The organism is Allorhizobium paknamense, from assembly GCF_030815125.1.
Lineage (GTDB): Bacteria > Pseudomonadota > Alphaproteobacteria > Rhizobiales > Rhizobiaceae > Allorhizobium > Allorhizobium paknamense.
Window position 1 is genome coordinate 163894 of record NZ_JAUSWH010000003.1, and the last position, 22969, is coordinate 186862.

Annotated in this window: 22 protein-coding genes and 1 pseudogene; 15 read left to right on the top strand and 8 right to left on the bottom strand. The window is 61.6% G+C overall.

All coding sequences use genetic code 11. The annotated features are described in order from the left end of the window. Positions 1-117 precede the first annotated feature (117 nt). The 5 genes from QO005_RS06620 (at position 118) to QO005_RS06640 (ending at position 2742) form a co-directional block, all read left to right on the top strand. Positions 118-468 carry an AtpZ/AtpI family protein gene (locus tag QO005_RS06620; protein WP_307157408.1) on the top strand — a complete coding sequence of 117 codons (351 nt, stop codon included), beginning with the start codon at positions 118-120 and terminating at the stop codon, positions 466-468. A gap of 66 nt (positions 469-534) precedes the next feature. After that, complete coding sequence (locus QO005_RS06625; protein WP_307157208.1) at positions 535-1284, top strand: F0F1 ATP synthase subunit A; 750 nt, start codon at positions 535-537, stop codon at positions 1282-1284. A 73-nt stretch (positions 1285-1357) separates the two neighbouring features. Next, on the top strand, positions 1358-1585 hold the full coding sequence (locus QO005_RS06630; protein ID WP_027487216.1) for a F0F1 ATP synthase subunit C: 228 nt from the start codon (positions 1358-1360) through the stop codon (positions 1583-1585). 82 nt (positions 1586-1667) lie between these two features. Further along, positions 1668-2252 carry a F0F1 ATP synthase subunit B gene (locus tag QO005_RS06635; protein WP_307157209.1) on the top strand — a complete coding sequence of 195 codons (585 nt, stop codon included), beginning with the start codon at positions 1668-1670 and terminating at the stop codon, positions 2250-2252. A gap of 4 nt (positions 2253-2256) precedes the next feature. Further along, positions 2257-2742: a F0F1 ATP synthase subunit B gene (locus QO005_RS06640; RefSeq protein ID WP_307157210.1), complete on the top strand. Its 486-nt coding sequence runs from the start codon at positions 2257-2259 to the stop codon at positions 2740-2742. A gap of 292 nt (positions 2743-3034) precedes the next feature. On the opposite strand, the gene rnhB is transcribed toward QO005_RS06640, so the two are convergent. Together rnhB and QO005_RS06650 are read right to left on the bottom strand one after the other, a co-directional pair. Beyond that, positions 3035-3709, bottom strand: coding sequence for a ribonuclease HII (rnhB, locus tag QO005_RS06645; protein WP_307157409.1), 675 nt, complete (start codon positions 3707-3709; stop codon positions 3035-3037). Between the two features lie 508 nt (positions 3710-4217). Beyond that, on the bottom strand, positions 4218-5375 hold the full coding sequence (locus QO005_RS06650; protein ID WP_307157211.1) for a PA0069 family radical SAM protein: 1158 nt from the start codon (positions 5373-5375) through the stop codon (positions 4218-4220). Positions 5376-5754: 379 nt separating this feature from the next. Here QO005_RS06650 and QO005_RS06655 point away from each other — a divergent pair, with 379 nt between their 5' ends. Then, the gene (locus tag QO005_RS06655) at positions 5755-6288 is read left to right on the top strand and encodes a glycosyltransferase family protein (protein WP_307157212.1); all 534 of its coding nucleotides are present in this window, start codon (positions 5755-5757) and stop codon (positions 6286-6288) included. A gap of 5 nt (positions 6289-6293) precedes the next feature. On the opposite strand, the gene moaB is transcribed toward QO005_RS06655, so the two are convergent. The 4 genes from moaB to QO005_RS06675 form a co-directional block, all read right to left on the bottom strand. Then, entirely contained in the window at positions 6294-6842 is a 549-nt protein-coding gene (moaB, locus tag QO005_RS06660) for a molybdenum cofactor biosynthesis protein B (protein WP_307157213.1), read from the bottom strand. A 1-nt stretch (position 6843) separates the two neighbouring features. Next, a complete protein-coding gene (locus QO005_RS06665) occupies positions 6844-7731 on the bottom strand; it encodes a 4-(cytidine 5'-diphospho)-2-C-methyl-D-erythritol kinase (RefSeq protein WP_307157214.1) in 888 nt (295 codons plus the stop codon). A 19-nt stretch (positions 7732-7750) separates the two neighbouring features. Continuing rightward, positions 7751-9598, bottom strand: a complete 1848-nt coding sequence (locus tag QO005_RS06670; protein ID WP_307157215.1) for a tetratricopeptide repeat protein — start codon at positions 9596-9598, stop codon at positions 7751-7753. 406 nt (positions 9599-10004) lie between these two features. Next, on the bottom strand, positions 10005-11021 hold the full coding sequence (locus QO005_RS06675) for a polyprenyl synthetase family protein (protein ID WP_307157216.1): 1017 nt from the start codon (positions 11019-11021) through the stop codon (positions 10005-10007). A gap of 491 nt (positions 11022-11512) precedes the next feature. On the opposite strand from QO005_RS06675, the gene QO005_RS06680 reads away from it, so the two are divergent. The 9 genes and pseudogenes from QO005_RS06680 to QO005_RS06720 form a co-directional block, all read left to right on the top strand. Next, entirely contained in the window at positions 11513-12661 is a 1149-nt protein-coding gene (locus QO005_RS06680; RefSeq protein WP_307157217.1) for an acyltransferase family protein, read from the top strand. A 73-nt stretch (positions 12662-12734) separates the two neighbouring features. Continuing rightward, a complete protein-coding gene (locus tag QO005_RS06685) occupies positions 12735-13520 on the top strand; it encodes a tRNA1(Val) (adenine(37)-N6)-methyltransferase (protein ID WP_307157218.1) in 786 nt (261 codons plus the stop codon). Positions 13521-13607: 87 nt separating this feature from the next. Continuing rightward, positions 13608-14474 carry a S49 family peptidase gene (locus QO005_RS06690; protein WP_307157219.1) on the top strand — a complete coding sequence of 289 codons (867 nt, stop codon included), beginning with the start codon at positions 13608-13610 and terminating at the stop codon, positions 14472-14474. A 13-nt stretch (positions 14475-14487) separates the two neighbouring features. Beyond that, the gene (locus tag QO005_RS06695; RefSeq protein ID WP_307157220.1) at positions 14488-14679 is read left to right on the top strand and encodes a hypothetical protein; all 192 of its coding nucleotides are present in this window, start codon (positions 14488-14490) and stop codon (positions 14677-14679) included. A gap of 91 nt (positions 14680-14770) precedes the next feature. Beyond that, positions 14771-15703 (top strand): glycine--tRNA ligase subunit alpha, encoded by a 933-nt coding sequence (locus QO005_RS06700; RefSeq protein ID WP_370878016.1) that lies wholly within the window; start codon positions 14771-14773, stop codon positions 15701-15703. A gap of 21 nt (positions 15704-15724) precedes the next feature. After that, the gene (locus tag QO005_RS06705; protein ID WP_307157222.1) at positions 15725-16471 is read left to right on the top strand and encodes a DUF4328 domain-containing protein; all 747 of its coding nucleotides are present in this window, start codon (positions 15725-15727) and stop codon (positions 16469-16471) included. Positions 16472-16569: 98 nt separating this feature from the next. Then, complete coding sequence (aroA, locus tag QO005_RS06710) at positions 16570-17826, top strand: 3-phosphoshikimate 1-carboxyvinyltransferase (RefSeq protein WP_307157223.1); 1257 nt, start codon at positions 16570-16572, stop codon at positions 17824-17826. A 102-nt stretch (positions 17827-17928) separates the two neighbouring features. Then, positions 17929-20082 carry a glycine--tRNA ligase subunit beta gene (gene glyS / locus QO005_RS06715; protein ID WP_307157224.1) on the top strand — a complete coding sequence of 718 codons (2154 nt, stop codon included), beginning with the start codon at positions 17929-17931 and terminating at the stop codon, positions 20080-20082. Beyond that, positions 20075-20566, top strand: a pseudogene (locus QO005_RS06720) (2-thiouracil desulfurase family protein); the annotation flags it as partial. The gene glyS and the pseudogene QO005_RS06720, both read left to right, overlap by 8 nt. A 118-nt stretch (positions 20567-20684) precedes the next feature. Here QO005_RS06720 and QO005_RS06725 read toward each other — a convergent pair. Further along, entirely contained in the window at positions 20685-20927 is a 243-nt protein-coding gene (locus tag QO005_RS06725; RefSeq protein ID WP_307157226.1) for a hypothetical protein, read from the bottom strand. A gap of 110 nt (positions 20928-21037) precedes the next feature. After that, positions 21038-22867: a methyl-accepting chemotaxis protein gene (locus QO005_RS06730; protein ID WP_307157227.1), complete on the bottom strand. Its 1830-nt coding sequence runs from the start codon at positions 22865-22867 to the stop codon at positions 21038-21040. Positions 22868-22969 lie beyond the last annotated feature (102 nt).

The following is a 22969-nucleotide window of genomic DNA, read 5'->3' on the forward strand; positions in this document are numbered from 1 at the left end:
CGGCAAAATTATGGTGCGCCCGACTTCAAAACGGGCCGGACGGGTGTTTTCCAGGCCGTTTGCATAACCGCATCGGACCTTTGCTGAGGGGCCGGCGGTTTCGGACGGAGGAGGGGCATCATGGACGAGCACGAGAAGGACCTGGAACGTCGCCGCAGCCGGCTTGGGGATAAACTGGCCCGGATGGATCTGCAGGCAGGGGAAGACGCGAAGAGGGGCGAGCAGGCCTCCGCCAGCCGCAAAGGCTTTGGCGAGGCCATGAAGCTTTCAAGCGAATTTCTGTCCGCCGTCATTGTCGGCGCGTTGCTCGGGTATCTGATCGACCGTTTTGCCGGGACGTCGCCATGGGGGCTGATCATTCTGCTGCTCCTCGGCTTCTGTGCCGGAGTTTTGAACGTATTGCGTGCCGTGGGAAAGGTGGCTTCACCGCATCCCGCGGATCGCGATCCGAACGAAAAACGGAAATGATTACGGCTCTGCCGTAATGGATAATGAGGGTGGCCGCCAAGGCGGCAAAGCGAGAGAGAGCATCAGGTGTCAAACGATCCGACTCATCAGTTCCTGATCCAGAAGATAATTCCGATCGAAATTGGTGGTGTGGATCTGTCCTTCACCAACGCTTCGCTGTTCATGACGGCCACGGTTGCCGCTGCGGCAGGCTTTCTCTATTTCGCCACGTCGCGCCGCGCCGTGGTGCCGGGTCGCGCCCAGTCGGTCGCCGAGATGGCCTATGAATTCGTGGCGTCCATGCTGCGCGAGGGCACCGGCGGTCATGGCATGACCTTCTTCCCGATGGTGTTTTCGCTGTTCATGTTCGTGCTGACGGCCAATCTGCTCGGCATGATGCCCTATTTCTTCACGGTGACGAGCCAGATCATCGTGACCTTCGCGCTGGCGGTCTTCGTCATCGGCACGGTGCTGGTCTACGGCTTCTACAAGCACGGCCTGCATTTCCTCGGCATCTTTGCGCCGGCTGGCGTGCCGAAGGCGCTCTTGCCGCTGGTCTCCGCAATTGAAATCATTTCCTTCCTGTCGCGTCCGATCAGCCTGTCCGTGCGTCTTTTCGCAAACATGTTGGCCGGTCACATCACGTTGAAGGTTTTCGCGGGCTTCGTCGCCTCGATGAGCGCGCTGGGTGCGCTCGGCGTCGGTGGCGCAATCCTTCCCCTCTTGATGACGGTCGCCATGACCGGCCTCGAATTTCTCGTCGCCTTCCTGCAGGCCTATGTCTTCGCGGTACTCACCTGCATGTACCTGAATGACGCCGTGCACGGGGGTCACTGAGAAAACAGTCGCTGGCCCCGGGGCGACCGGGTGTCCTCACTAGCCGCAACAACCATTTCGAAGGAGTATCCACATGGAAGCGGAAGCAGCAAAGTTTATCGGCGCGGGTCTCGCATGCCTCGGCATGGCTGGTACGTCGCTGGCTCTCGGCCGTATTTTCGGTGACTACCTCACCGGCGCTCTGCGCAACCCCTCTGCTGCCGACAGCCAGTTCGGCCGTCTGGTTTTCGGCTTCGCCGTTACGGAAGCTCTGGGCATCTTCTCGCTGCTCATCGCTCTCCTTCTCCTGTTCGCCGTCTGATTTTCGGCTGGAGATCGGGATCACGGCTTGCTGAAAGCGCAGCCGTGATCCCGTGTTTTTGCGAATACACCTGGAGGTGAGCATGTTTGTGACTCCTGCCTATGCCGAGGATGTTCCGGCGGCGGCTGAGACCCATACCGAGACCGGCGTTGCCCATGAGGGCGGCCATGGCGGTGGCGTATTCCCGCCCTTCGACCATACCCACTTCGCCTCGCAGGTCTTGTGGCTGGTCATCACGTTCGGCCTCTTCTACATGCTCATGCAGAAGGTGCTGGTGCCGCGCATCGGCGCCATTCTCGACCAGCGTCACGACCGCATCGCCCGCGACCTCCAGGAGGCCACGCGCATGAAGGCCGAGGCAGACGCTGCCGTCGAAACCTATGAAAAAGAATTGAGCGCCGCCCGCGCCAAGGGCGCCCAGATCGCCAATGCAGCCCGCGATGCAGCCAAGGCCAAGGCCGATGCTGACCGCGCGGCCATCGAGGCGGAACTGGCCAGCAAGATCGCCAGCGCCGAAGCCCGCATTGCCGAGATCAAGGCACGCGCCTTTGCCGAGGTGGATGGAATTGCCGCTGAAACGGTCGGCCCGATCGTTGAACAGCTGACCGGCAAGCGCATCAGCGATGATGACGCCAAGGCTGCTGTCGCCGCTGGTAAGGGAGCCTGAGACGATGCAGTTTGATGCAACTTTCTACGCTTTTGTCGGCCTGCTGCTGTTCTTCGCCCTGATCGCCTATCTCAAGGTGCCGGGCATGATGGCCAAGGCCCTGGACGAGCGCGCCACCGGCATTCAGGCAGAGCTTGATGAAGCCAAGCAACTGCGGGAGGAAGCCCAGCAGCTTCTGGCAGAATATCAGCAGAAGCGCCGCGAGGCCGAGGAAGAGGCCAAGGCCATTCTCGCCGCTGCCGAGCGGGAAGCCGCTGCGCTGACCGAGGAAGCCCGCCAGAAGACCGAGGAATTCGTCGCCCGTCGCAATGCGATCTCGGAGCAGAAGATCAAGCAGGCCGAAGACGACGCCATCAAGGCCGTCCGTTCCGCCGCCGTCGATCTGGCTGTTGCCGCTGCGGAAACCCTGCTGGCCAAGCAGACGGGTGGCGATGTGCAGGCAAGCCTGTTCAAGGACTCCATCGGCCAGGTCAAGAGCCGCCTGAACTGAAAACGGCCTCAGCGCTGATGATGACAACCCGGTCCATGTGGCCGGGTTTTTCTTTGGGCAGGGGCCGGGCATGCAGCAGATGTAAAACGTTACAGCGAACCTTTGTGCGTCCTATACGGCGCAGGGCGCTGTAATACCAAGGCTCGAAGATGCTAACGCATCCTCGCCTTGAAGAGATTTCGAATATCTCAAATGCATCAGGGGTTTGAGATATTCGAAAAGGGAATACGAACTGCCATTTTCAATGACTCTTCGTATAAGTGGCTCCGCGACACAATGAAACGCTCCGGGATCAACTCTCGTCCCGCTTGAGCGGGCGGAAGGACATGCGATGCAGCGGGCAAGGGCCGTGGGCCTCGATGGCCTTTCTGTGGGCTTCCGTGCCGTATCCCGCGTGCAGGTCAAAGCCGTAGGCGGGGAAGAGAGCGGCGGAGCGCGCCATCATCCGGTCACGCATCACCTTGGCGACAATCGAGGCAGCGGCGATGGAGAGGGAGCGGGCATCGCCCTTGATGACCGCGCTGCCACCGCAAGGCAGACCCTCCGGCACATCGCGACCATCGCAGAGCACATGGGCGGGTAACAGTGTCAGCCCTTCGACGGCGCGGCGCATGGCGTCGAGGCTGGCCTTGCGAATATCCCGGCGGTCAATATGGGCGGGGCCGGAGGAGGCGATGGAGACCGTCGCGGTGCCCAGGATCTCTTCGAAGAGCGCTTCTCGCCGACCGTGGCTGAGTTTTTTCGAATCGTTCAGGCCCGCTGGGATGTTGTCCGGGTCGAGGATGACCGCAGCAGCGACAACCGGCCCTGCCAGCGGCCCGCGCCCCGCCTCGTCGGTTCCTGCGATCGGCCAGTGCCCCTGTAATCGGCTGCGTTCTTCCAGCGAAAAATCAGGAACGGGAGGGAGCGCATCGAAAAGCGATGGAGCTCTGGCGGAGGAGGAGCGGGGCGTGGAACGTTTTACCATGCCGGAACTGGTGGCATAGCCGAACGCACCTCGCAAGAACTTTGCTGACCGGGCCGGTTGCCGAGTATTGGAAGGCATGATCGCCGGCCCATGCTGCCGCCCGCCCGCGATGGCAGCGACAACAGGACCGGCGACGCCGGTGCGGCTGGCAGGGGAGCGCGCCGCGCCGGCAAACACAGCGCATCCCGAAAAGTGGTTCCGGTTTTCGGATAAGATGCGCGTCAGGCAAAGCGCATCCCGAAAAGTGGTTCCGGTTTTCGGGTATGATGCGCGCGGGAAGAACAATCTGATGGAAGGAAGGCCTCAGCAGCCCAAGGAAAAAGGGGGAGAGCGGCGGCGGATATCGGGGATTGCCGCCGCTCTCGCGAAACGTATGCTTTGCGGCGGACACACGTTTCGAAATCAAAGGTGCTGCGAAACAATAAAACGTTCCTCGCTCCGTTCGGTCAAACGGGGCAGCGTGACTGGTTTTTCTTGACCCAAGGGCTTCCGGCTTTCGTGCGATGCATTACAAAAGCGACAATTGCACCCCACTGCCATTGGGTGGCGTGAAGAGATCGTCGCGCAATTGCATGCTGCGCCGTCCCAGGCCAAGGCGCCGGGTCGCCATTTCGAAACGGCGGCTGATCTGCCAGGCATAGGGGCCTGCCCCCTTCATGCGCTTGCCGAACTCCGCGTCGTAATCCTTGCCGTCGCGCATGGAGCGAATGAGCGACATTACATGGCGGTAGCGTTCCGGATAATGCTGCAGCAGCCAGTCGCGGAAGAGCGGGCTGACTTCCAGCGGCAGACGCAGCAGCACGTAGCTCGCTTCCCGCGCGCCGGCGGTCTTGGCCGCGTCGAGGATCCGCTCGATCTCGTGATCGTTCAGCGCCGGGATGATCGGCGAGACCAGTACCCCCACCGGCACCCCTGCCTCGCTCAAGCCCTTGACCGCTTCCAGCCGCCGTGTCGGGGTGGAGGCGCGCGGTTCCATGCTGCGGGCAAGCTTGCGGTCCAGCGTCGTCACCGAGATGCCGACGCGGGCCAGACCCTTTTCGGCCATGCCAGCGAGAATATCGAGATCCCGCAGCACCAGCGCCGATTTGGTAACGATGGAGACCGGGTGATTGGCCTCGCGCAGCACTTCCAGAAGCTGCCGCATGATGCGCCATTCCCGCTCGATCGGCTGATAGGGATCGGTATTGGTGCCAATGGCAATCGTGCGCGGCTTGTAACCGGGCTTGGACAGTTCGCGTTCCAGCAGGCGAGCGGCATCCGGCTTGGCAAAGAGCTTCGCCTCGAAATCCAGCCCCGCCGAAAGCCCCATGAAGCTGTGGGTGGGCCGGGCAAAGCAATAGATGCAGCCATGCTCGCAGCCGCGATAGGGATTGATGGAGCGGTCGAAGGGCACATCCGGCGAATCGTTGCGGGTGATGACGCTGCGCGGGCGCTCCACCTGTACCTCGGTCTTGAACACCGGCAGATCGGCAAGCCCCTGCCAGCCGTCGTCAAAGGCCACGCGTTCCTGGCTTTCTAACCGTCCGGACGGATTGAGACCCGCGCCTCGACCGCGCCGCCGCTCGCCATCCACGCGCAGGCCGGAGGCTGCCACCAGAGCATCGGCAATATCCGGCGTATGGGCAGGCTGAAAGGCAGCCTGCCGCACATCAGACAAGAGTGTCATTGTGGGCTCCTTAGGACTTAGAGCGCTTTTCGATCTGATTGAATCAGATCGGCGCTCTAACGTTTTCTTTTTGAAGCATAATCTTGTCGATCCTCGTTTCACTCCGGTCGGATTATGCTCTAAAGCCCGTTGCGGCTTATCAGCCTCATGCAACGTGCTTTACGTTCTTTTTTTAACGCATGTCGTTATCGCAAAACCGCTGCACACTTTTGCGCGACATGCTTCAGTCGTCCATTCGTGTCTTCAGTCTTACGCCCAAAAAGAGAACATTGCAAGAACAAAAACCGGAGTGCGTGCGGGCAAATGCCAAATGCCGCTTTTCGGTTTTGTACGAGTGCGGACATATGGCAAAGCGTTTTGCGATGGGTTAAGAAAAGCCATGCTGACCGTTATTATCGAATGCCAAGATCAGGAAAGCGAGCTTGCGCACACCCTGATGGCGCTGGTTTCAGGCGCTGTCGAAGGGGTGATTTCCGATGTCGTGATTCTGGATAACGGCTCACGGGACGGTACGCCGCGATTGGCTGACGCGGCAGGCTGCCGGTTTTATGCTCGCTGGGAGCTGAAGGATATCATTACCGCCGCGCGTGGCGAGTGGCTGCTGCTGGTGGAGCCAGGCGCGCGGCCCAATTCCGGCTGGATCGAGGAAATCGCCGAATATGTGGCGCTGAATACCGCGCCTGCACGATTTTCCCCGTCGCGGGCGCATCGCCCCTCGCTGTTTCGGCGTCTTGGCCGCCGCTGCCCGCCGCTGGAACACGGGTTTCTGCTGCCAAAACAGCAGGCTTTAAGCTTGGCGCGTACCGGAATGCGCAGTGCCGATCTGGTCAGCGGGCTTTCCAGCAAGGCGCTGTCCAGCGAATTGGTGCCCGCCCGGGCTTTGAAGGGTTCCCGAATGGGAACGGCGGTGTGAATGTCTCACCCCTTGCCGCGCTGCAAATGCTCTTCCAGACGCGGGATGATCTCCACGAAATTGCAGGGCCGGTGGCGATAGTCCAGTTGCTGGCCCAGGATACCGTCCCAGGCATCCTTGCAGGCTCCGGGTGAGCCCGGCAGCACGAAAACGAAAGTGGCGTTAATGAGCCCGGCCGTCGCGCGCGACTGGATGGTCGAGGTGCCGATCTTCTCATAGGAAATGCGGTGGAACACGGCGGAAAAGCCATCCATCCGCTTGTCGAACAGGGGTTCGATCGCCTCCGGCGTGACGTCGCGGCCGGTAAAGCCCGTGCCGCCCGTGGTGATGACCACATCGATATCCTGTGCTTGGGTCCAGGCCCGGACCTGATTGGCAATCCGGTCGCGATCATCCGGCACGATGGCGCGGTCCACCAGCCGATGGCCGGCCTTTTCGATGCGCTCGGCCAGCGTCGTGCCGGATTTGTCATCGGCCAGCGTGCGGCTGTCGGAGACAGTGAGCACGGCGATGCCCAGCGGGATGAAGGGCTTGTCGTTATCCAGTCCGGTCATGTCAGTCTCCTGATCCCATGAGGGTTGAAGCGGAAAAATACCAGTCCGGCCTTGCAGAGAGAAGGGCGGCGCAGGCTTTTTCAGCCTCATCCTCCGTGGCGTAGAGGCTGAAGCAGGTGGCGCCGGAGCCTGACATGCGGGTGATGAGCGCCCCGGTTCCGGCCATCAGCGCGGCCAGATCGGCGATTTCGGGGCAGAGCAGGCGGGCCGCCGGTTCCAGATCATTGCGCAGCGTCTGCAGAAAGGCGATCCATGTCCGTTGATCCGCCCCCAGGCGCGGCAGGTGGCCAATCGGCGGATTGTGGCGGCTTTCAAGTCTCTTGAAGATGGCTGGTGTCGAAACCGGTTTCAGCGGATTGCCCAGCACGAGGCCGAAGGACGGAAAATCCGCAACCGGTGTGATGTGTTCGCCAATTCCCTGCGCCTGTAGCGGCTTTCCCGCAAGGCACATGGGCACGTCAGCTCCGAGCGTCAGGCCGATTTCCATCAACCTCTCAGGCGAAAGGGACGATTGCCAGAGGCGTTGCAGCCCGTGGAGCGTAGCAGCAGCATCAGCGGAGCCGCCGCCGATGCCGGAGGCCAGCGGCAGGTTCTTTTCCAGATGAATGGCCACCGGCGGTGCGGCATGGCCAAGCGCCTCGCTCATGCGGCGAAGCGCATCCCGCGCCCTCAGCACCAGATTTTCGCCGCCTGATTCCTCCAGCAACAATGGGGCAAACCGGCCGGAGATGGTGAAGCCATCCACTGCCGCCGGTTCGAAGATCAGCCGGTCCCCCTTGCTGCTGAAACCCACCAGCGAATCCAGCAGATGATAGCCATCATCCTGCCTTCCCGTGACATGCAGGGCGAGGTTTACCTTGGCTGGAGCCTTTTCTTCCAAACGCTTCATCAGCGTCGAGAACAAACGATCAGGTCTTCTTTTCCGGATCGGCTGCCGGAGGCTCGGTGCTGGCCGGCGGCGTCGGCTTCACGGCATCGGCAGCACCGGGGCCGGGCGGCAGTTCCGGCAGGCCGTTTTCCAGCTTCTCGCGGATTTTCGGTTCCTGATCGGCCTCCGGCTTGAAGGCCAGCGCCTGACGCCACTGATAGATGGCTTCCAACTGACGGCCCACGCGCCAATAAGCGTCACCCAGATGGTCGTTGATGGTGGCATCGCCCGCTTTCAGCTGCACGGCGCGTTCCAGCTCATTGACCGCATCGTCGAAACGGCCAAGGCGGAAATAGGCCCAGCCGAGCGAATCGACGATATAGCCGTCATCCGGCTTCAGCTCCACGGCCTTCTTGATCATCTCCAGGCCTTCCTGGAGATTGCGGTTCATGTCTACCCAGGAATAGCCAAGATAGTTCAGCACCTGCGGCTGGTCGGGGTTAAGCTCCAGCGCCTTGCGGAAATTCGGCTCCGCCTGATCCCACTTCTTCAGCCGCTCATAGGCAATGCCGCGCTGGAAGAAGACTGACCAGTTGCTCTTTGCGGGCGTCGGGCCGATCACCGCGACGGCCTTGTCGTAATTATCCGCCATCTCGGCGTAGTCCTTGGCGTCGGACAGCACGCTGCCATAGGCGAGATAGCTGCGGATATCGGAAGGGTCGGAGGCGATCAGCCCCTTCAGATGCTCCCGGGATTCGGCGGTCTTGCCGGTTTCGGCCAGCGCCAGGCCAAGTTGCAGTTCGGAAATGCGCCGCATCGGCGAATCCTGCGCCACCTGCTGATAATAGGAGATGGCCTGCTCGGTCTGCTTGTTGGCTTCGGCAATGCCGCCCAGCATGATCAGCATGTCGGCGCTCGTGGGATCGAGCGCGCGCGAAAGCTGCAGGTAGAGCGCCACCGTATCCTGCGCGCCCTGGCGGTTCAGCGCGCCGCCAATGGAAAACAGCACGGAGGCGGCGCCCTGCTGAGCCGTGGTAATGGCCTGCGGCGGTGTTTCGCCCTTTTCGATCTTCTCCTGCAAGGCCTTGAACGGCGCGTAATTGCTGATCATTTCGTCGCCAGCGGCCAGCGCATCCAGCGCCTTCTGCTTGTTGCCGGCCTTCGCCTCCAGCGTTGCCAGCGCCATGACGGAGCGCAGGAAGGTGTCGGGCGCAGTCGCACCGCCTTCACGGTCGGTGATGACGCTGGAAAGATAGCTGCGGGCCTTGGCCGTATCGCCCATGGCGGCCGCCATCACGCCGGCATTGTAGTTCTTGAAAATGCCGTACCAGCCGGGACCCTTCAGCGCATCGATCTGCGCCAGCGCTTCCTTGCCACGGCCAGACCCCATGCGGGCCCAGGCCACCAGCAGGGCGTTGGTCAGCCGGTCGAGATCGTTCGGCCCTTTATAGGCCAGGATCTTTTCGGCTTCCTTGTAATCCTTGGTGCGAATGGCCTCCAGGCCACGGGCCAGGACGGTGATGCGCTCCACGGCGGCATCCTTGCGCAGTTCGCGCGCCAGCTTGACGCCCTCGGCAAAATTGCCCGCCATGAAATGCGAAAGCATCAGGCTTTCCTGCAATTCGGTATCGTGCGGCGCAAAGCCCAGCGCCTTGCCGTAAAGCTCGACGGCCAGCGGAAAATCACGATCGGCATTGGCGGTGCGGGCGGCAAGATAAGCGCCGGAGAAACTGTCGACATCCTTCAGCGAGAAGCCTTCCGCCGCCGGTTGCGCCGTCGTTTCGGCCCGGGCCGTCAGAGGGCCAGCGATCATGCCGCCCACACCCAGACAGGTCACGACGAGAAGCGCCGAACCGGAGAGAAAACGTCTGGCAAAGATCTGCCGCATGAACATGCCTTTCAACGAGATAGCCAGCCGGAGCGCTGACCCTGAACGATTTGCCTCAACATCCAAGACAGAGCCGTGCGCATCCAGCGCAACAGGCAACTGTAGAATCTCAACCTAGCGCGTTTCCCTCCCGCGCGGAATCATCGAAACGCACCAAGTCTGTGTGAAATACGAAGTGTTCTTGAAAAGAACTCTTCGTATTCCCTTTTCGAATATCTCAAGCCCTTGATGCAGTTGAGATATTCGAAATCTTTTCAAGGCGGGGATGCGCCAGCATCTTTGAGCCTTGGCAGAATGCCCATCCGCACGGAAAATTGCTTTTGCCCTTCGGGTGACATTCCGATCTGCTTGAGGCAACAGCGTGGCTTTTTTGCGCACGCCATTGCTTTTGTTCAGGCGTAAAATGTCAGCTCACGCGCTCGATGCAGAAGTCAATCACATCCATGAGCGCCTGTTTCCAAGCACTGTCGGGCAGGGGGGCGAGCGCATCGCGGGCGACATCGCCATAATGCACGGCGCGTGCCACCGTATCGGCAAGGCCGTTATAGCGGGTGATGAGGCCCATGGCGCGTTCCAGATTGGCATCGTCGTTCTGGCCGTTTTCAATCGCCTCGCGCCAGAAGCCGCGCTCGGCCTCCGTGCCGCGCCGGTAGGCGAGAATGACGGGCAGCGTGATCTTGCCTTCGCGGAAATCGTCACCGGTATTCTTGCCAAGCTCGGCGGCCTTGCCGCCATAATCCAGAGCGTCATCCACCAGCTGGAAGGCAAGGCCGAGATTCATGCCGTAGGACTTCAGCGCATTGCGCGCGCCACGATCGGCACCCGCGACGATGGGGCCGACTTCGGCGGCGGCGGCAAACAGCGCCGCCGTCTTGGCGCGGATGACCGATTGATAATCGTCCTCGGTGGTTTCCATGTTCTTGGCCACGGAAAGCTGCAACACCTCGCCCTCGGCAATGACGGAGGCGGCAGTGGCCAAAACGTCGAGCGCGTCGAGCGAGCCGACCTCGACCATCATCTTGAAGGCCTGGCCCAGCAGAAAATCGCCCACAAGCACGCTGGCCTGGTTGCCCCAGATCATGCGGGCGGTAGATTTGCCGCGCCTCAGATCGCTTTCATCCACCACATCGTCATGCAGAAGGGTGGCCGTGTGCATGAATTCCACACTGGTCGCCAGCTTGATATGACCATCGCCCTCATAGCCGAACATGGCGGCGGAGGCGAGCGTCAGCATCGGCCTGAGCCGCTTGCCGCCGGAGGAGATCAGGTGATTGGCCACTTCCGGAATCATTGCGACATCGGAGCCGGCCTTGGAGAGAATCAACTGGTTGACCCGCTCCATCATGTCCTTCGTCAGGTCCACCAGCGGCTTCACCGAGGCCTGTTTGTTCTTCTTTTCACCTAGCGGTACGACTGCGCCCAAAGCACTGGACTCCTGTTCATGTCGAGCGGCCCACGACCTGGAAGGCCGCGGCCTGTGTGGCTTAAACCTGCCCATTCGGCCGGTTCCGGCGCCACGTGCATTAAACCCATAAATCGCTTTGCGAAAGAGCATAAAAACCCGCTCGCCCTGCGGCAAGAGCGGAAATGCCGTGTCGAGCAGAATTGATAGGATAACATGGCGTTGCGATCCGTGTTCCCTTTCAACCTCCGGCGCGGGAAGTCTCATGCGAACGGTCATTGAAAATGGCAGTTCGCATTCCCTTTTCGAATATCTCAAGCCCCTGATGCATTTGAGATATTCGAAATCCCTTCAAGGCGAGGATGCGCTAGCATCTTCGAGCCTTGGGATCATGCGCTGCAATCGCCGTTGTGCAGTGCCGAAATACTGCCTTAGTTTGCGTGCAATTGCGTCATGATGTTTTGTTTGCGACGCACGACGGTGGGTGGCCGTCGCGGCGAAAAGGGGGCGTCATGCAGGAAAACCGCTCGGACAAGAGCAGTCATATGCGAATTGCCTGCCTCGATGGATTGCGCGGACTGGCCGCACTCTGGGTTCTTGTCGGTCATGCGCATCTGCTGACGGGCTTCCGCGTGCCGATCCTTGCCAGCCCCGATCTCGGGGTCGATCTCTTCATCCTGCTCTCCGGCTTTCTGATGGTGTTTCACTATCAGCTCCGCCGGGATCGCGAGCCCTGGGAAAGCCCGGCGACCTGGGCAAGCTTCTGGCTGCGGCGCTTCTTTCGCATCGCCCCGCTTTATTATGTGCTGCTCTTCGTGGCGCTGGCGCTTGGGCCGGTGATCTATGAAGCGCGGATGGTGATCGATGCCTTCAATGGTGTGCATCCGCAAGCGGCCTCGCGCTATCTCGATGGCAGTGTCACCAATCATCTGGCGCATATGAGCTTCCTCTATGGCCTGCATCCGAATTTCGCCTATCGCACGCCGCTGCCGGATTGGTCTATCGGTCTGGAAATGCAGTTTTATGCCGCGCTTCCCTTCATCATGCTGCTGGTCGGCTTTTTCGGCTGGGCGCGGGGGCTCGCCGGGGTGGTGGCGGGCGGTGTCGCTCTGGCCATTCTGGCGGACCGGGCGGGGGTGCATTTTCCCATGCCTGCCTTTCTGCCGCTCAAGCTGCACGTCTTTGCCGCAGGCATGTTGATGGCGGCGGCCCTCTTCTGGGAAAAGCGAAAGGCGTGGCTGGCGCTGGCGGCAGCGCTGCTGCTGGTGCTCATTCCCATCGGCGGCGAAATGGGCCGCCTGCATGAAGGGGTGCGGCTTTTGATCGTCACCGGCTTCTTTGCGCTGGTGCATGCCCGGCATCTGCCGGGGCGGCTTGCCGCGCCGCTCACGCGCCTCGGCGATCTGCTGGGCAATCGCTTCTTCCACCTGTTGGGCGAATTGTCCTTCGGCGCCTATCTCATCCATCTTCTCATCATGCAGCCGGTTATCGCCTTTCTCATCACCCATGGGAATTTCAGCAATCCGGTGCGCTTTGCGCTGTCGCTGCTCGTCACGATCCCGGTGGTCTACGGCCTTGCTTTCCTCGGCTATCGCTTCATCGAAGTGCCGGGGCAGAAGCTTGGGCGCATGGTGCTGAAGCGCAAACCTGCAGCCGCCTGATCATGCCGGGCTTTGCACTTTGACGGGCGCTCCTGTATGGAGGCCCATCACCGCAGAGCACAGGAGCAGCAGGGTGCAGGCCGAAACCATCGATGCCTTTCATCGCGGGCGTTTCTTCCTGTTGCAGCCGAAGGGCAGGGGGCACCGTTCCGGCATGGATGCCATGCTGCTGGCATCGCTGGTGGCGGCGGAGCACCCGGTGCGGGTGGCCGATCTCGGCGCTGGTGCAGGTGCTGCCGGTCTGGCGGTCGCCGCCCGGCTGGAGGCCGCCGAGGTCACGCTGGTGGAGCGCTCGCCCGATATGCTGGATTATGCCCGCCGGACGCTGGCGCTGCCGGAGAATGCCGCCCTTGCCCCCCGCCTGCATCTGATTGCCGCCGATGTGACGCTGACGGGTCAGGCCCGGCGCGCGGCGGGCCTGATGGAAGACGTGTTCGACCACGTCATCATGAACCCGCCCTTCAATGACGGCCGTGACCGCCTGACGCCCGATGCCTTGAAGGCCGAGGCGCATGCCTTGCAGAAGGGCCTGTTCGAAGCCTGGATCCGCACCGCAGGCGCCATCATGAAGCCCGGCGGGCAATTGTCGCTGATTGCCCGGCCCGAATCGCTGATGGAGATCATGGCCGCCTGCGGCCAGCGCTTCGGCGGGGTGGAAATCACGCTGATCCATCCGCGCGAGGGCGAAAGCGCCATCCGCCTGCTGCTCACCGCCATCAAGGGCTCTCGCGCCCGGCCACAGTTTCGCAGCCCGCTTTTCATGCATGGCGCGGAAGGCCATGCCTTCCTGCCCCTCGTGGATGATTTGAACAATGGCAGGCAGGCTTATTACCGCCTCGCCTCACGCAGGTCCCGCTGATTTTCAGGGCGCGCCCATTGCGTTTCCCGCGTCCTCTCTTACATCACGGAGGATCAACAGGAACGGGCTCTGGAGGCTTCAGGGATCATGGCAGGCGGTTGGAAGCGGTTTTTGCCGAAACGGTTTCGCAAGCAGGAACTGGTCATTCCCGTGGTGCGCCTGCATGGGCCGATCATGAGCGGCGGCAGCCGCTTTCGCCCGGCGCTCAACCTTGCCAGTATTGCCGGCCAGCTGGAAAAGGCGTTTTCGCTGAAAAACAGCCCCGCCGTGGCGCTGTCGATCAATTCTCCGGGCGGCTCGCCGGTGCAATCGCGGATGATCTACCAGCGCATCCGCAGTCTGGCGGAGGAAAAGAACAAGACGGTTTTGGTCTTCGTGGAGGATGTGGCGGCCTCCGGCGGCTATATGATCGCCATTGCCGGGGATGAGATCATTGCCGATCCCACCTCCATCGTCGGCTCCATCGGTGTCGTTTCCGGCGGCTTCGGCTTTCCGGAACTGCTGAAGAAAGTCGGCGTCGAGCGGCGCGTCTACACCTCCGGCGAGAACAAGGTGATTCTCGATCCCTTCCAGCCGGAAAAGGAAAGCGATATCGCCTATCTGAAGACCTTGCAGGCCGATATTCACGAGGTCTTCATCGACATGGTCAAGGCGCGGCGCGGCATTCGGCTGGCCGATCACCCTGATCTTTTCTCCGGCCTGTTCTGGACGGGCCGCAAGGGTTTCGAGCTTGGGCTCGTCGACAAGCTCGGCAGTCTGCGCGAGGAGATCAAGGCCCGCTACGGCAAGGAGGCCAGGCTGCAACTGGTCTCGGGCAGCCGTGGCCTGTTCGGCAGAAAGGCGCACGGTGTGGATGCAGCACTCGGCGCATCGCAGGCAATCGGCACGGCTGCCGCTTCCAGCCTTGCGGAAACCCTCGAAGAAAGGGCATTGTGGGCGCGTTACGGTTTATGACGGCCCCGATCCCATGTTTCGCATTCTCTTCTTCGCCTTTGTCATCCTGCTGATCTATTGGTATGTCCGCCGCTTCACGGCGGATGCCGAGAAGGTCGTGCGCCGCAGCAAGCGCCAGGAAAAGGAACGCCAGACCGGGGCCATCACCACGCTGATCAAGGACCCCCGGACCGGCGAATATCGCGTTCCCCGTGAGGATGAGTAGGGGTCCGTCTTGACCCGCCCGCGCTGTCGTGGCAGGTCAGGCCCAGATTTGACAGGCGGTATTGACCATGACTTCTTCTCTCGCCCCGCATATGGACCCCAAGCGCTCCTTCCAGGCCCTGATCCTGACGCTCCATAACTACTGGGCCGACAAGGGCTGCGCGGTGCTCCAGCCCTATGACATGGAAGTGGGCGCGGGCACCTTCCACCCGGCAACGACGCTGCGCGCGCTAGGGCCGAAGCCGTGGCGGGCCGCCTATGTCCAGCCGTCGCGCCGCCCCTCGGATGGCCGCTATGGCGAAAACCCCAACCGTCTCCAGCATTATTACCAGTATCAGGTGATTCTGAAGCCGAATCCTTCCAACTTGCAGGAGCTTTACCTGGGCTCGCTGAAGGCCATCGGCCTCGATCCGCTGTTGCATGACATCCGCTTCGTGGAAGACGATTGGGAAAGCCCGACGCTGGGCGCCTGGGGCCTGGGCTGGGAATGCTGGTGCGATGGCATGGAAGTCAGCCAGTTCACCTATTTCCAGCAGGTCTGCGGCATCGAATGCTCGCCGGTGGCGGGCGAACTGACCTATGGTCTGGAGCGGCTGGCCATGTATGTGCAGGGCGTGGACAATGTCTATGACCTGAACTTCAATGGCCGGGAAGGCGAGGAAAAGATCTCCTACGGCGATGTTTTCCTTCAGGCCGAGCAGGAATATTCCCGGCACAATTTCGAATTCGCCAATACCGAAATGCTGCACCGGCATTTCATCGATGCCGAGAAGGAATGCCAGGCGCTGCTTGCTGCCGGTGCGCCGGGTGATAGCGACAATCAACGTCTGCATAAATGCGTGTTTCCGGCTTATGACCAGTGCATCAAGGCGTCCCACGTCTTCAATCTTCTCGATGCACGCGGCGTGATTTCCGTCACCGAACGGCAGAGCTATATCCTGAGGGTGCGCACGCTCGCCAAGGCCTGCGGCGAGGCCTTCCTGCTCACCGATGCCGGTGGTGTCAATTTCGGCAAGGCTGCCTGATCACCGCGCGGAGGGTCGCCCATGACGCTGGAAACCCTCCTGACGCGGCTCATCTGGACGCGCCGCGTCTGGCTGGCGGCAGCACTCCTCTGCGGCATTCTGCATGTCATCGCGGTGCTGATCTATCTCTACGGCGCCTGGGCGCAATATGTGCTGATGCGCAATGGCCTGCCGGGTTTTGCCCAGGTCAATATGCAGATGGTGCGGCTGGTGCAGTTCTGGGGCAGCCAGCTCGACGGTGTGTTGCAGGTGGCCCGCTTCCTATGTTTCGTCATTACCGTCGTCTGGGTCTGGTTTGCAGGCCGTTTTGCCCTGGCGGCCAATCCCGAGCGCAAGCCGCGCTTCGGCCCCTGGGTGACAGCGGCCAGCTGGTTCGTGCCCATCGTGCATTTCTTCGTGCCGCCGGTGGCGCTGATGGACATCGTCCGCGCCACGCGGGTAGACCCCTTGCTGCTGGGAGAGGCGGAGCCACAGAACCAAAGCCGCGATATGGTGCTGCTGATCCTCGTTGCCCACGGACTTTACATCGCCGCCATCCTCAGTGGCCGCTATATGTCGGCGCTGGCGGGCGTGGCGCAGGGCCTGCCGGAGATCATGCTGCATGTGCTGCATCTGGCAGCAGGCAACAGCGTGGTGGTGCTGCTCTGGCTGGTGGCGCTCGATGCCCTTTTGCACCGGATGAGCGAGGCGCAGGAAACCCGGCTGGCGCGGGGACGGCTGCCGGACCGGCAGGAACTGCCGCCGCGATTTGAGCCGCCGACGATCTGACGGCATATTTGCACGATCCCTGTTTTCAAGATTGCAACGGCGGGCGGTCCACGCTACCCAAATTCCCAGTATTCACCGCCGAACCGCCGGATTGCCGCATGAGCCTCGACACGCTGACCCTTCTTCCCGTCACCCAGCCGCTGACCGGCCATGTCAGCCCGCCCGGCTCGAAATCCATTACCAACCGGGCGCTGTTGCTGGCGGGCCTTGCCCGGGGCACCAGCCGCCTGACCGGCGCGCTGAAAAGCGATGACACGCGCTATATGGCGGAGGCGCTGCGCGCCATGGGCGTGACGGTGGACGAGCCGGACGCCACCACCTTCGTCGTCACCAGTTCCGGCGCCTGGCAGGAGCCGGCGGAGCCGCTTTTCCTCGGCAATGCAGGCACCGCGACACGGTTCCTGACGGCAGCCGTGGCACTGCAGAAGGGCCGCTTCACAGTGGATGGCGACCAGCATATGCGCAAGCGCCCCATCCTGCCGCTGGTGGAAGCGCTGCAATCGCTGGGTGTCGCCATTGCCGCCCCCAGCGGCTGCCCGCCCGTTGCCATCGATGCCAAGGGCGGGTTTTCAAAAGACCGGGTGGTGATCGATGCCGGGCTTTCCAGCCAATATGTCTCGGCGCTGCTGATGGCGGCTCCGCTCACCCGCCAGCCTTTTGAAATCGAACTCAAGGGTGCGGAGATCGGTGCGCGCGGCTATATCGATCTGACGCTGGCTGCGATGCGCGCCTTCGGCGCAAGCGTCGAGGAGGTAAGCGCCTCGATCTGGCGCGTGCAGCCCACGGGCTACCGGGCCGCCGATTTCCATGTCGAGCCCGATGCGTCGGCTGCCACCTATCTCTGGGGCGCGGAAGTCCTGACCGGTGGCAAGATCGATATCGGCACCCCCGCCGAGGCCTTCACCCAGCCGGATGCCAAGGCCCATGCTGTCATCTCGGCCTTTCCCCATATGCCCGCCGTCATCGACGGGTCGCAGATGCAGGATGCCATTCCCACCATCGCGGTCCTTGCCGCCTTCAATGAAACGCCGGTGCGCTTCGTCGGCATCGCCAATCTGCGGGTGAAGGAATGCGACCGTATCCGCGCGCTCTCCACCGGGCTCAACGCCATTCGTCCCGGTCTTGCCACGGAAGAGGGCGATGACCTGATCGTCGCCGCCGATCCGGCGCTTGCCGGACAGGTTCTGCCAGCCAGGATCGACACCTTCGCCGATCACCGCATCGCCATGAGCTTTGCCCTGGCAGGCCTGAAAATCTCCGGCATTACCATTCTCGACCCCGGCTGCGTCGCCAAGACCTATCCGGATTATTGGGATGCGCTGGCAAGCTTGGGCGTGACCTTCGAAAAACCCTGATCGGGCTTTCCCGGCAAGTTAACCATTGTAAGACGGCCCTTCTTTTTGCTAGCAGGGGCCAGCCGTAAAACTCTGGCCTCTGATGAGGCAAGGAAGCCTGATATGCCTGATCTTCTGCTCGAACTCCGCTCCGAGGAAATCCCCGCCCGCATGCAGCGCAAGGCGGCGGGTGATCTGAAAAAGCTCGTGACCGATGCGCTGGTCGAGGCTGGCCTGACCTATGAGGGCGCGAAGGAATACTGGACGCCGCGCCGTCTGACGCTGGACATTCGTGGCCTGACCGCCCGTTCGGCCGATGTGAAGGAAGAGAAGAAGGGACCCAGCGTGAGCGCGCCGCAGGCGGCCATTGACGGCTTTTTGCGCGGCGCGGGGCTTGCCTCTATCGATCAGGCCGTGGTGAAGACCGATCCGAAAAAGGGCGATTTCTACGTGGCCTTGGTCGAAAAGCCGGGCCGTTCGGCGGAAGAGATCATCACCGATGTCATGCCCGGCATCATTCGAAGCTTCCCTTGGCCTAAATCCATGCGCTCGGGGGCTGCTTCAAGCCCGAAGGGCGCCGTCTATGGCGGCATTGAAGGCCGTGGTTCGGAAAGCCTGCGCTGGGTGCGCCCGCTGCAATCCATCGTCTGCACCTTCGGATCCGAGCATGATGAAGTGGCGGTCATCCCCTTCAAGGTGGATGGCATCGTGGCGGGCAACGTTACCTATGGCCACCGCTTCCATGCGCCTGAGGCCATCACCGTCAAGCGTTTCGACGATTATGCCGCGAGCCTCGAAAAGGCCAAGGTGGTTCTCGACGCCGAGCGCCGCAAGGACATCATCCTGCACGACGCCCGCGATGTGGCCTTTGCCAGCGGGCTGGAACTGGTGGAAGACGAGGGCCTGCTGGAAGAGGTCTCCGGCCTGGTGGAATATCCGCAAGTGCTGCTTGGCACGTTCGAGGCGGATTACCTCTCCATTCCGGCGGAAATCATTCGCCTCACCATCAAGACCAACCAGAAATGCTTCGTCACCCGTCCGGTCGGCGAAACGGACAAGCTCTCCAATCATTTCATTCTGATTTCCAACATCGCCGCCCATGATGGCGGCAGGGAAATCATCCACGGCAATGGCAAGGTGGTGCGGGCGCGGCTTTCGGATGCGCTGCATTTCTGGAAGCGCGACCAGGGCAACCTGCCGGACCTCGAAACGCTGCAAGCCTCTGCCGACAAATTCGGCCTCGACCTGAAAAAGCCGCTCGACCAGCGCATGGCCAAGCTCGACGCGCTGAACGTGACCTTCCACGCCAAGCTCGGCACCCAGGGCGAGCGCGTCTTGCGCATCCGGGCTCTGGCCAAGGCGCTGGCCCCCATCGTCGGCGCAGATGAAAAACTGGTGGACCGTGCCGTGGTTCTCGCCAAGGCCGATTTGCGCACCGAAGCCGTGGGCGAATTCCCGGAACTGCAAGGCGTGATGGGCCGCAAATACGCCCTGCTGCAAGGTGAACCGGAAAGCGTCGCCGCTGCATTAGAGGACCATTACAGGCCGCAAGGCCCCTCCGACCGCCTGCCGAAAGACAAGGTGGCCATCACCGTGGCGCTGGCCGACAAGCTCGATACGCTCATCGGCTTCTGGGCGATTGACGAAAAGCCGACGGGGTCGAAGGACCCGTTTGCGCTGCGCCGCGCGGCGCTGGGCGTGGTGCGGATTTTGCTGGAGAAGGGCATTCGCTTGCCTCTGTCCACCGTGGCAAAGGATGCTGATCTGCTCTCCTTCTTCCACGACCGCCTCAAGGTCTATCTCCGCGATCAGGGTGCCCGCCACGACATTATAGACTCGGTCCTGACACCGGAGGCCGACGATCTGCTGATGGTGGCCCGCCGCGCTGAAGCGCTCACCGCCTTCATCACCTCCGAGGATGGCAAGAACCTGCTGGCTGGCACCAAGCGCGCCACGCAGCTTCTGGCGGCGGAGGAAAAGAAGGGCACGGTGGTGGCCGATGGTGTGTCTGATGCGCTGTTGAAGCTCGATGCGGAAAAGGCGCTTTATGCGGCGATCACCGAAGCCACCAAGGCGGCAGCCGAGGCCGTGGCACGGGAGGATTTCCGCTCCGCCATGCAGGCCCTTTCCACCCTGCGGGCGCCGGTCGACAGGTTCTTTGAGGATGTGCTGGTCAATGACGAGGATGCGGCCATCCGCGCCAATCGTCTGGCCCTGTTGAAGGCCATCCGCGAAGCCACCGGCACGGTCGCGGATTTCTCCAAGATCAGTGGTTGAACAAAGGCGGGCGCGGCGAAGGGACAAGATCCTCGTCAGCGCCTGTCTTCTCGGCTTGCCGGTTCGCTATGACGGGAAGGGCAAAGCCCTGGACCATGCGCTGATGGATCGCTGGCGGGAAGAGGGCAGGCTTGTTGCCTTCTGCCCCGAGGAAGCGGGCGGTTTGCCGACCCCGCGTCCGCCTGCGGAGATCGAGGGCGGAAAAACCGGAGATGATGTTCTGGACGGTCGCGCCCGGGTGCTGGAAAAGACGGGACGGGATGTCACGGCAGAATTTATAGCCGGAGCAGACCTCGCCTTCCGGGAAGCCCGGTTACAAAGCTGCCGGTTTGCACTCTTGATCGATGGCAGCCCCTCCTGTGGGGCGGGCTTTCTCTATGACGGTTTCTTTTCCGGCACGCGCCATCCCGGCTTCGGGGTGACGGCGGCGCGCCTCAGCCGTGCCGGAATCCATGTTTTTACCCAGACAGAGATCGAAGCCTTACAGCGCCGTGCGTTTTATCAAACGCACAAAGGACGCTGTAACACTTTAAACCTGCTGCATAATTTTCACCTTAAATCGATTCCGATTTAAGGAATTATGCAGTAAGCCTCGTGCTCGATCAGTGACGCTTGGTATCAATCCCGCGCCAATAGTCCGCCAGCACCGCATCATGATCCAGATGCGCCTGCCACGCCCATTCCTCCATCTGCCCGGAGCGATAGCAGGCCAGCAGCAATTCCTGTTCGCTGCTGAGGGGCGGCAGTTCATGGGCCTCGGTGCGGGCCGTTTCGGGCTCCATCAGACCCATTTCCGTCAGCAGGCTCACCAGACTGCCGCGAAGATCGGAAACATGTAGTGACATGGCTCATCCTCCCTTTTGTCAGCTTATAACACAATCACCTCATGCAAATGAAAGGGCGGCGGGATTGGTTCCCGCCGCCCTTTCATTTGTGAACAGAGTAGGATGGACGATCAGCCGGCCTGCCGCATGCGCTCGGCCATGGTGGAAAGATCCCCACCGTTCTGGCGGGACACACGGAAGCCCTGGATCAGGGTCAGCAATTCGCCGGTATCATTGGCCAGCACTTCCGCCGATGCCGTGGTTTCCTCTGCCATGGCGGCATTCTGCTGGGTGGCGGTATCGAGCTGGTTCAGAGCCGAGGAGATGGAGCGCAGCGTCGTATCCTGCTCCTGGGCGCTGGCGGCAATGCGGGAGACCACCTCATTGGCCTCAGTGATCTGCTGGGCAATGCGGCGCAGCGCGTCACCCGTGCGGCCCACAAGCTGGACGCCCTCATTCACCTGGCCTGAGGAGCGGGCGATCTGCTCGCGGATTTCCTTGGCGGCGGCGGCGGAGCGTTGGGCAAGCTCGCGCACTTCCTGTGCGACCACCGCAAACCCCTTGCCGCTTTCGCCGGCGCGGGCGGCCTCGACACCGGCATTCAGCGCCAGAAGGTTGGTCTGGAAGGCGATTTCGTCGATCACACCGATGATCTTGGCAATTTCTTCGGAGGATTTTTCGATGCCGCTCATCGCTTCGATGGCGCGGTTGACCACGGTGTCGCTCTGCTGTGCCTCCTGGCTGACCGTCTGTACGCGGTTGGCCGCCTCGCGGGCGCCGTCCGCCGTTTGGCGGATGGCGACGCTCAGCTCATCCAGCGCGGCGGAGGTTTCTTCCAGATTGGCGGCCTGACGTTCGGTGCGTTGCGCCAGTTCGCCGGAAGCCCGGCGGATTTCTTCCTTGCTGACGCCGATATCCGTGCCCTTGAGGTTGACGCGGGCCATGGCCTGCTCCAGCCGTGCCAGCGCATCGTTGAAATTATGCCGCAGCCCTTCATATTTCGGGCCAAGATCGTCGCAGCGCACCGTCAGGTCGCCCACCGCCAGCTTTTCCAGCGAGGTGCCGATGGTGGCCACCACATGTGCCTGCTGGCGGGCTTCCTCTGCCTGCATGGCGGCGCTGCGCTCACGCTCGGCCTCCAGGGCGCGCTGCTGTTCTTCCTCGCGCGCCACCATGGCGTGACGCTCGCGCACCTTTTCCTGCAAGGATTTCGTGGCCTTGGCCATCATGCCCACTTCGTTCGGCATCTCGGCATGCGGAATGGCGATGGAGACATTTTCATCGGCCACGGCGCGCAGACTGTCGTGAATCGCCTTCAGCGGACGGGAAATGCCGCGAATGACCATATAGGCGGCAGCAAGGCCGAGAACGCCGACGATCAGGTTGACGGAGATCGCCTTGAAGATGGCGGCATTCACTTCCGCATCGAGATCGTCCATGTAAAGCCCGGTCACCACCACCACGCCCCAGGGCTCGAAAGCTTTGGCATAAGAGGTCTTGCGGAAGTTATCCCCTTCCTGGCCCGGTTTCGGGCCATAAAAGTCGGTCTGCCCGCCACCGGCGCGGCCAAGCTTTACCAGTTCGTCGCGATAGGCATAGCCCTTGCTGTCGGCCTTGCCCTTGAAGTTCTGGCCCACGCGCTTCGGATCGGGATGGAAAAGCATGGTGACATCATAGTCATAGCCGAAGAAATAACCGTCCGGCTCGAATTTCATGGCGTTGACGATGTCGTAAGCCTGCTTCTGTGCGTCCTGGCGGCTCAGTTCGCCTGCCGCTTCCTTGGCCTGATAGCGCTTGAGGACGGAAATGGCGGTTTCCACCTCGGTGCGCAGCATTTCATAGCGTTGCTGATAGATGGTTTCCGATGCCGAACGGATCTGGAAGAAGGTGGCAATGGCAAAGGCCGCCATCAAGCCACCGACCAGCAGGAAAAGTTGCAGCGAAATCCTGAGATTTTTCATATCTGCCCCGAAAAGCCCAATGGATAGGGTCGGGATTTTAGAAGGCATCACTAAATAAAAGATGAACTATGTCCTAAAACAATAGTTTTACCCCATAATATT

Excerpts from the sequence above, each read along its gene's own strand:
- QO005_RS06630 (WP_027487216.1), top strand. The coding sequence starts at position 1,358 with ATGGAAGCGGAAGCAGCAAAGTTTATCGGCGCGGGTCTCGCATGCCTC.
- QO005_RS06635 (WP_307157209.1), top strand. The coding sequence starts at position 1,668 with ATGTTTGTGACTCCTGCCTATGCCGAGGATGTTCCGGCGGCGGCTGAG.
- QO005_RS06640 (WP_307157210.1), top strand. The coding sequence starts at position 2,257 with ATGCAGTTTGATGCAACTTTCTACGCTTTTGTCGGCCTGCTGCTGTTC.
- rnhB (WP_307157409.1), bottom strand. The coding sequence starts at position 3,709 with ATGGTAAAACGTTCCACGCCCCGCTCCTCCTCCGCCAGAGCTCCATCG.
- QO005_RS06650 (WP_307157211.1), bottom strand. The coding sequence starts at position 5,375 with ATGACACTCTTGTCTGATGTGCGGCAGGCTGCCTTTCAGCCTGCCCAT.
- QO005_RS06655 (WP_307157212.1), top strand. The coding sequence starts at position 5,755 with ATGCTGACCGTTATTATCGAATGCCAAGATCAGGAAAGCGAGCTTGCG.
- moaB (WP_307157213.1), bottom strand. The coding sequence starts at position 6,842 with ATGACCGGACTGGATAACGACAAGCCCTTCATCCCGCTGGGCATCGCC.
- QO005_RS06665 (WP_307157214.1), bottom strand. The coding sequence starts at position 7,731 with ATGAAGCGTTTGGAAGAAAAGGCTCCAGCCAAGGTAAACCTCGCCCTG.
- QO005_RS06670 (WP_307157215.1), bottom strand. The coding sequence starts at position 9,598 with ATGCGGCAGATCTTTGCCAGACGTTTTCTCTCCGGTTCGGCGCTTCTC.
- QO005_RS06680 (WP_307157217.1), top strand. The coding sequence starts at position 11,513 with ATGCAGGAAAACCGCTCGGACAAGAGCAGTCATATGCGAATTGCCTGC.
- QO005_RS06690 (WP_307157219.1), top strand. The coding sequence starts at position 13,608 with ATGGCAGGCGGTTGGAAGCGGTTTTTGCCGAAACGGTTTCGCAAGCAG.
- QO005_RS06695 (WP_307157220.1), top strand. The coding sequence starts at position 14,488 with ATGTTTCGCATTCTCTTCTTCGCCTTTGTCATCCTGCTGATCTATTGG.
- QO005_RS06700 (WP_370878016.1), top strand. The coding sequence starts at position 14,771 with ATGGACCCCAAGCGCTCCTTCCAGGCCCTGATCCTGACGCTCCATAAC.
- QO005_RS06705 (WP_307157222.1), top strand. The coding sequence starts at position 15,725 with ATGACGCTGGAAACCCTCCTGACGCGGCTCATCTGGACGCGCCGCGTC.
- aroA (WP_307157223.1), top strand. The coding sequence starts at position 16,570 with ATGAGCCTCGACACGCTGACCCTTCTTCCCGTCACCCAGCCGCTGACC.
- glyS (WP_307157224.1), top strand. The coding sequence starts at position 17,929 with ATGCCTGATCTTCTGCTCGAACTCCGCTCCGAGGAAATCCCCGCCCGC.
- QO005_RS06725 (WP_307157226.1), bottom strand. The coding sequence starts at position 20,927 with ATGTCACTACATGTTTCCGATCTTCGCGGCAGTCTGGTGAGCCTGCTG.
- QO005_RS06730 (WP_307157227.1), bottom strand. The coding sequence starts at position 22,867 with ATGAAAAATCTCAGGATTTCGCTGCAACTTTTCCTGCTGGTCGGTGGC.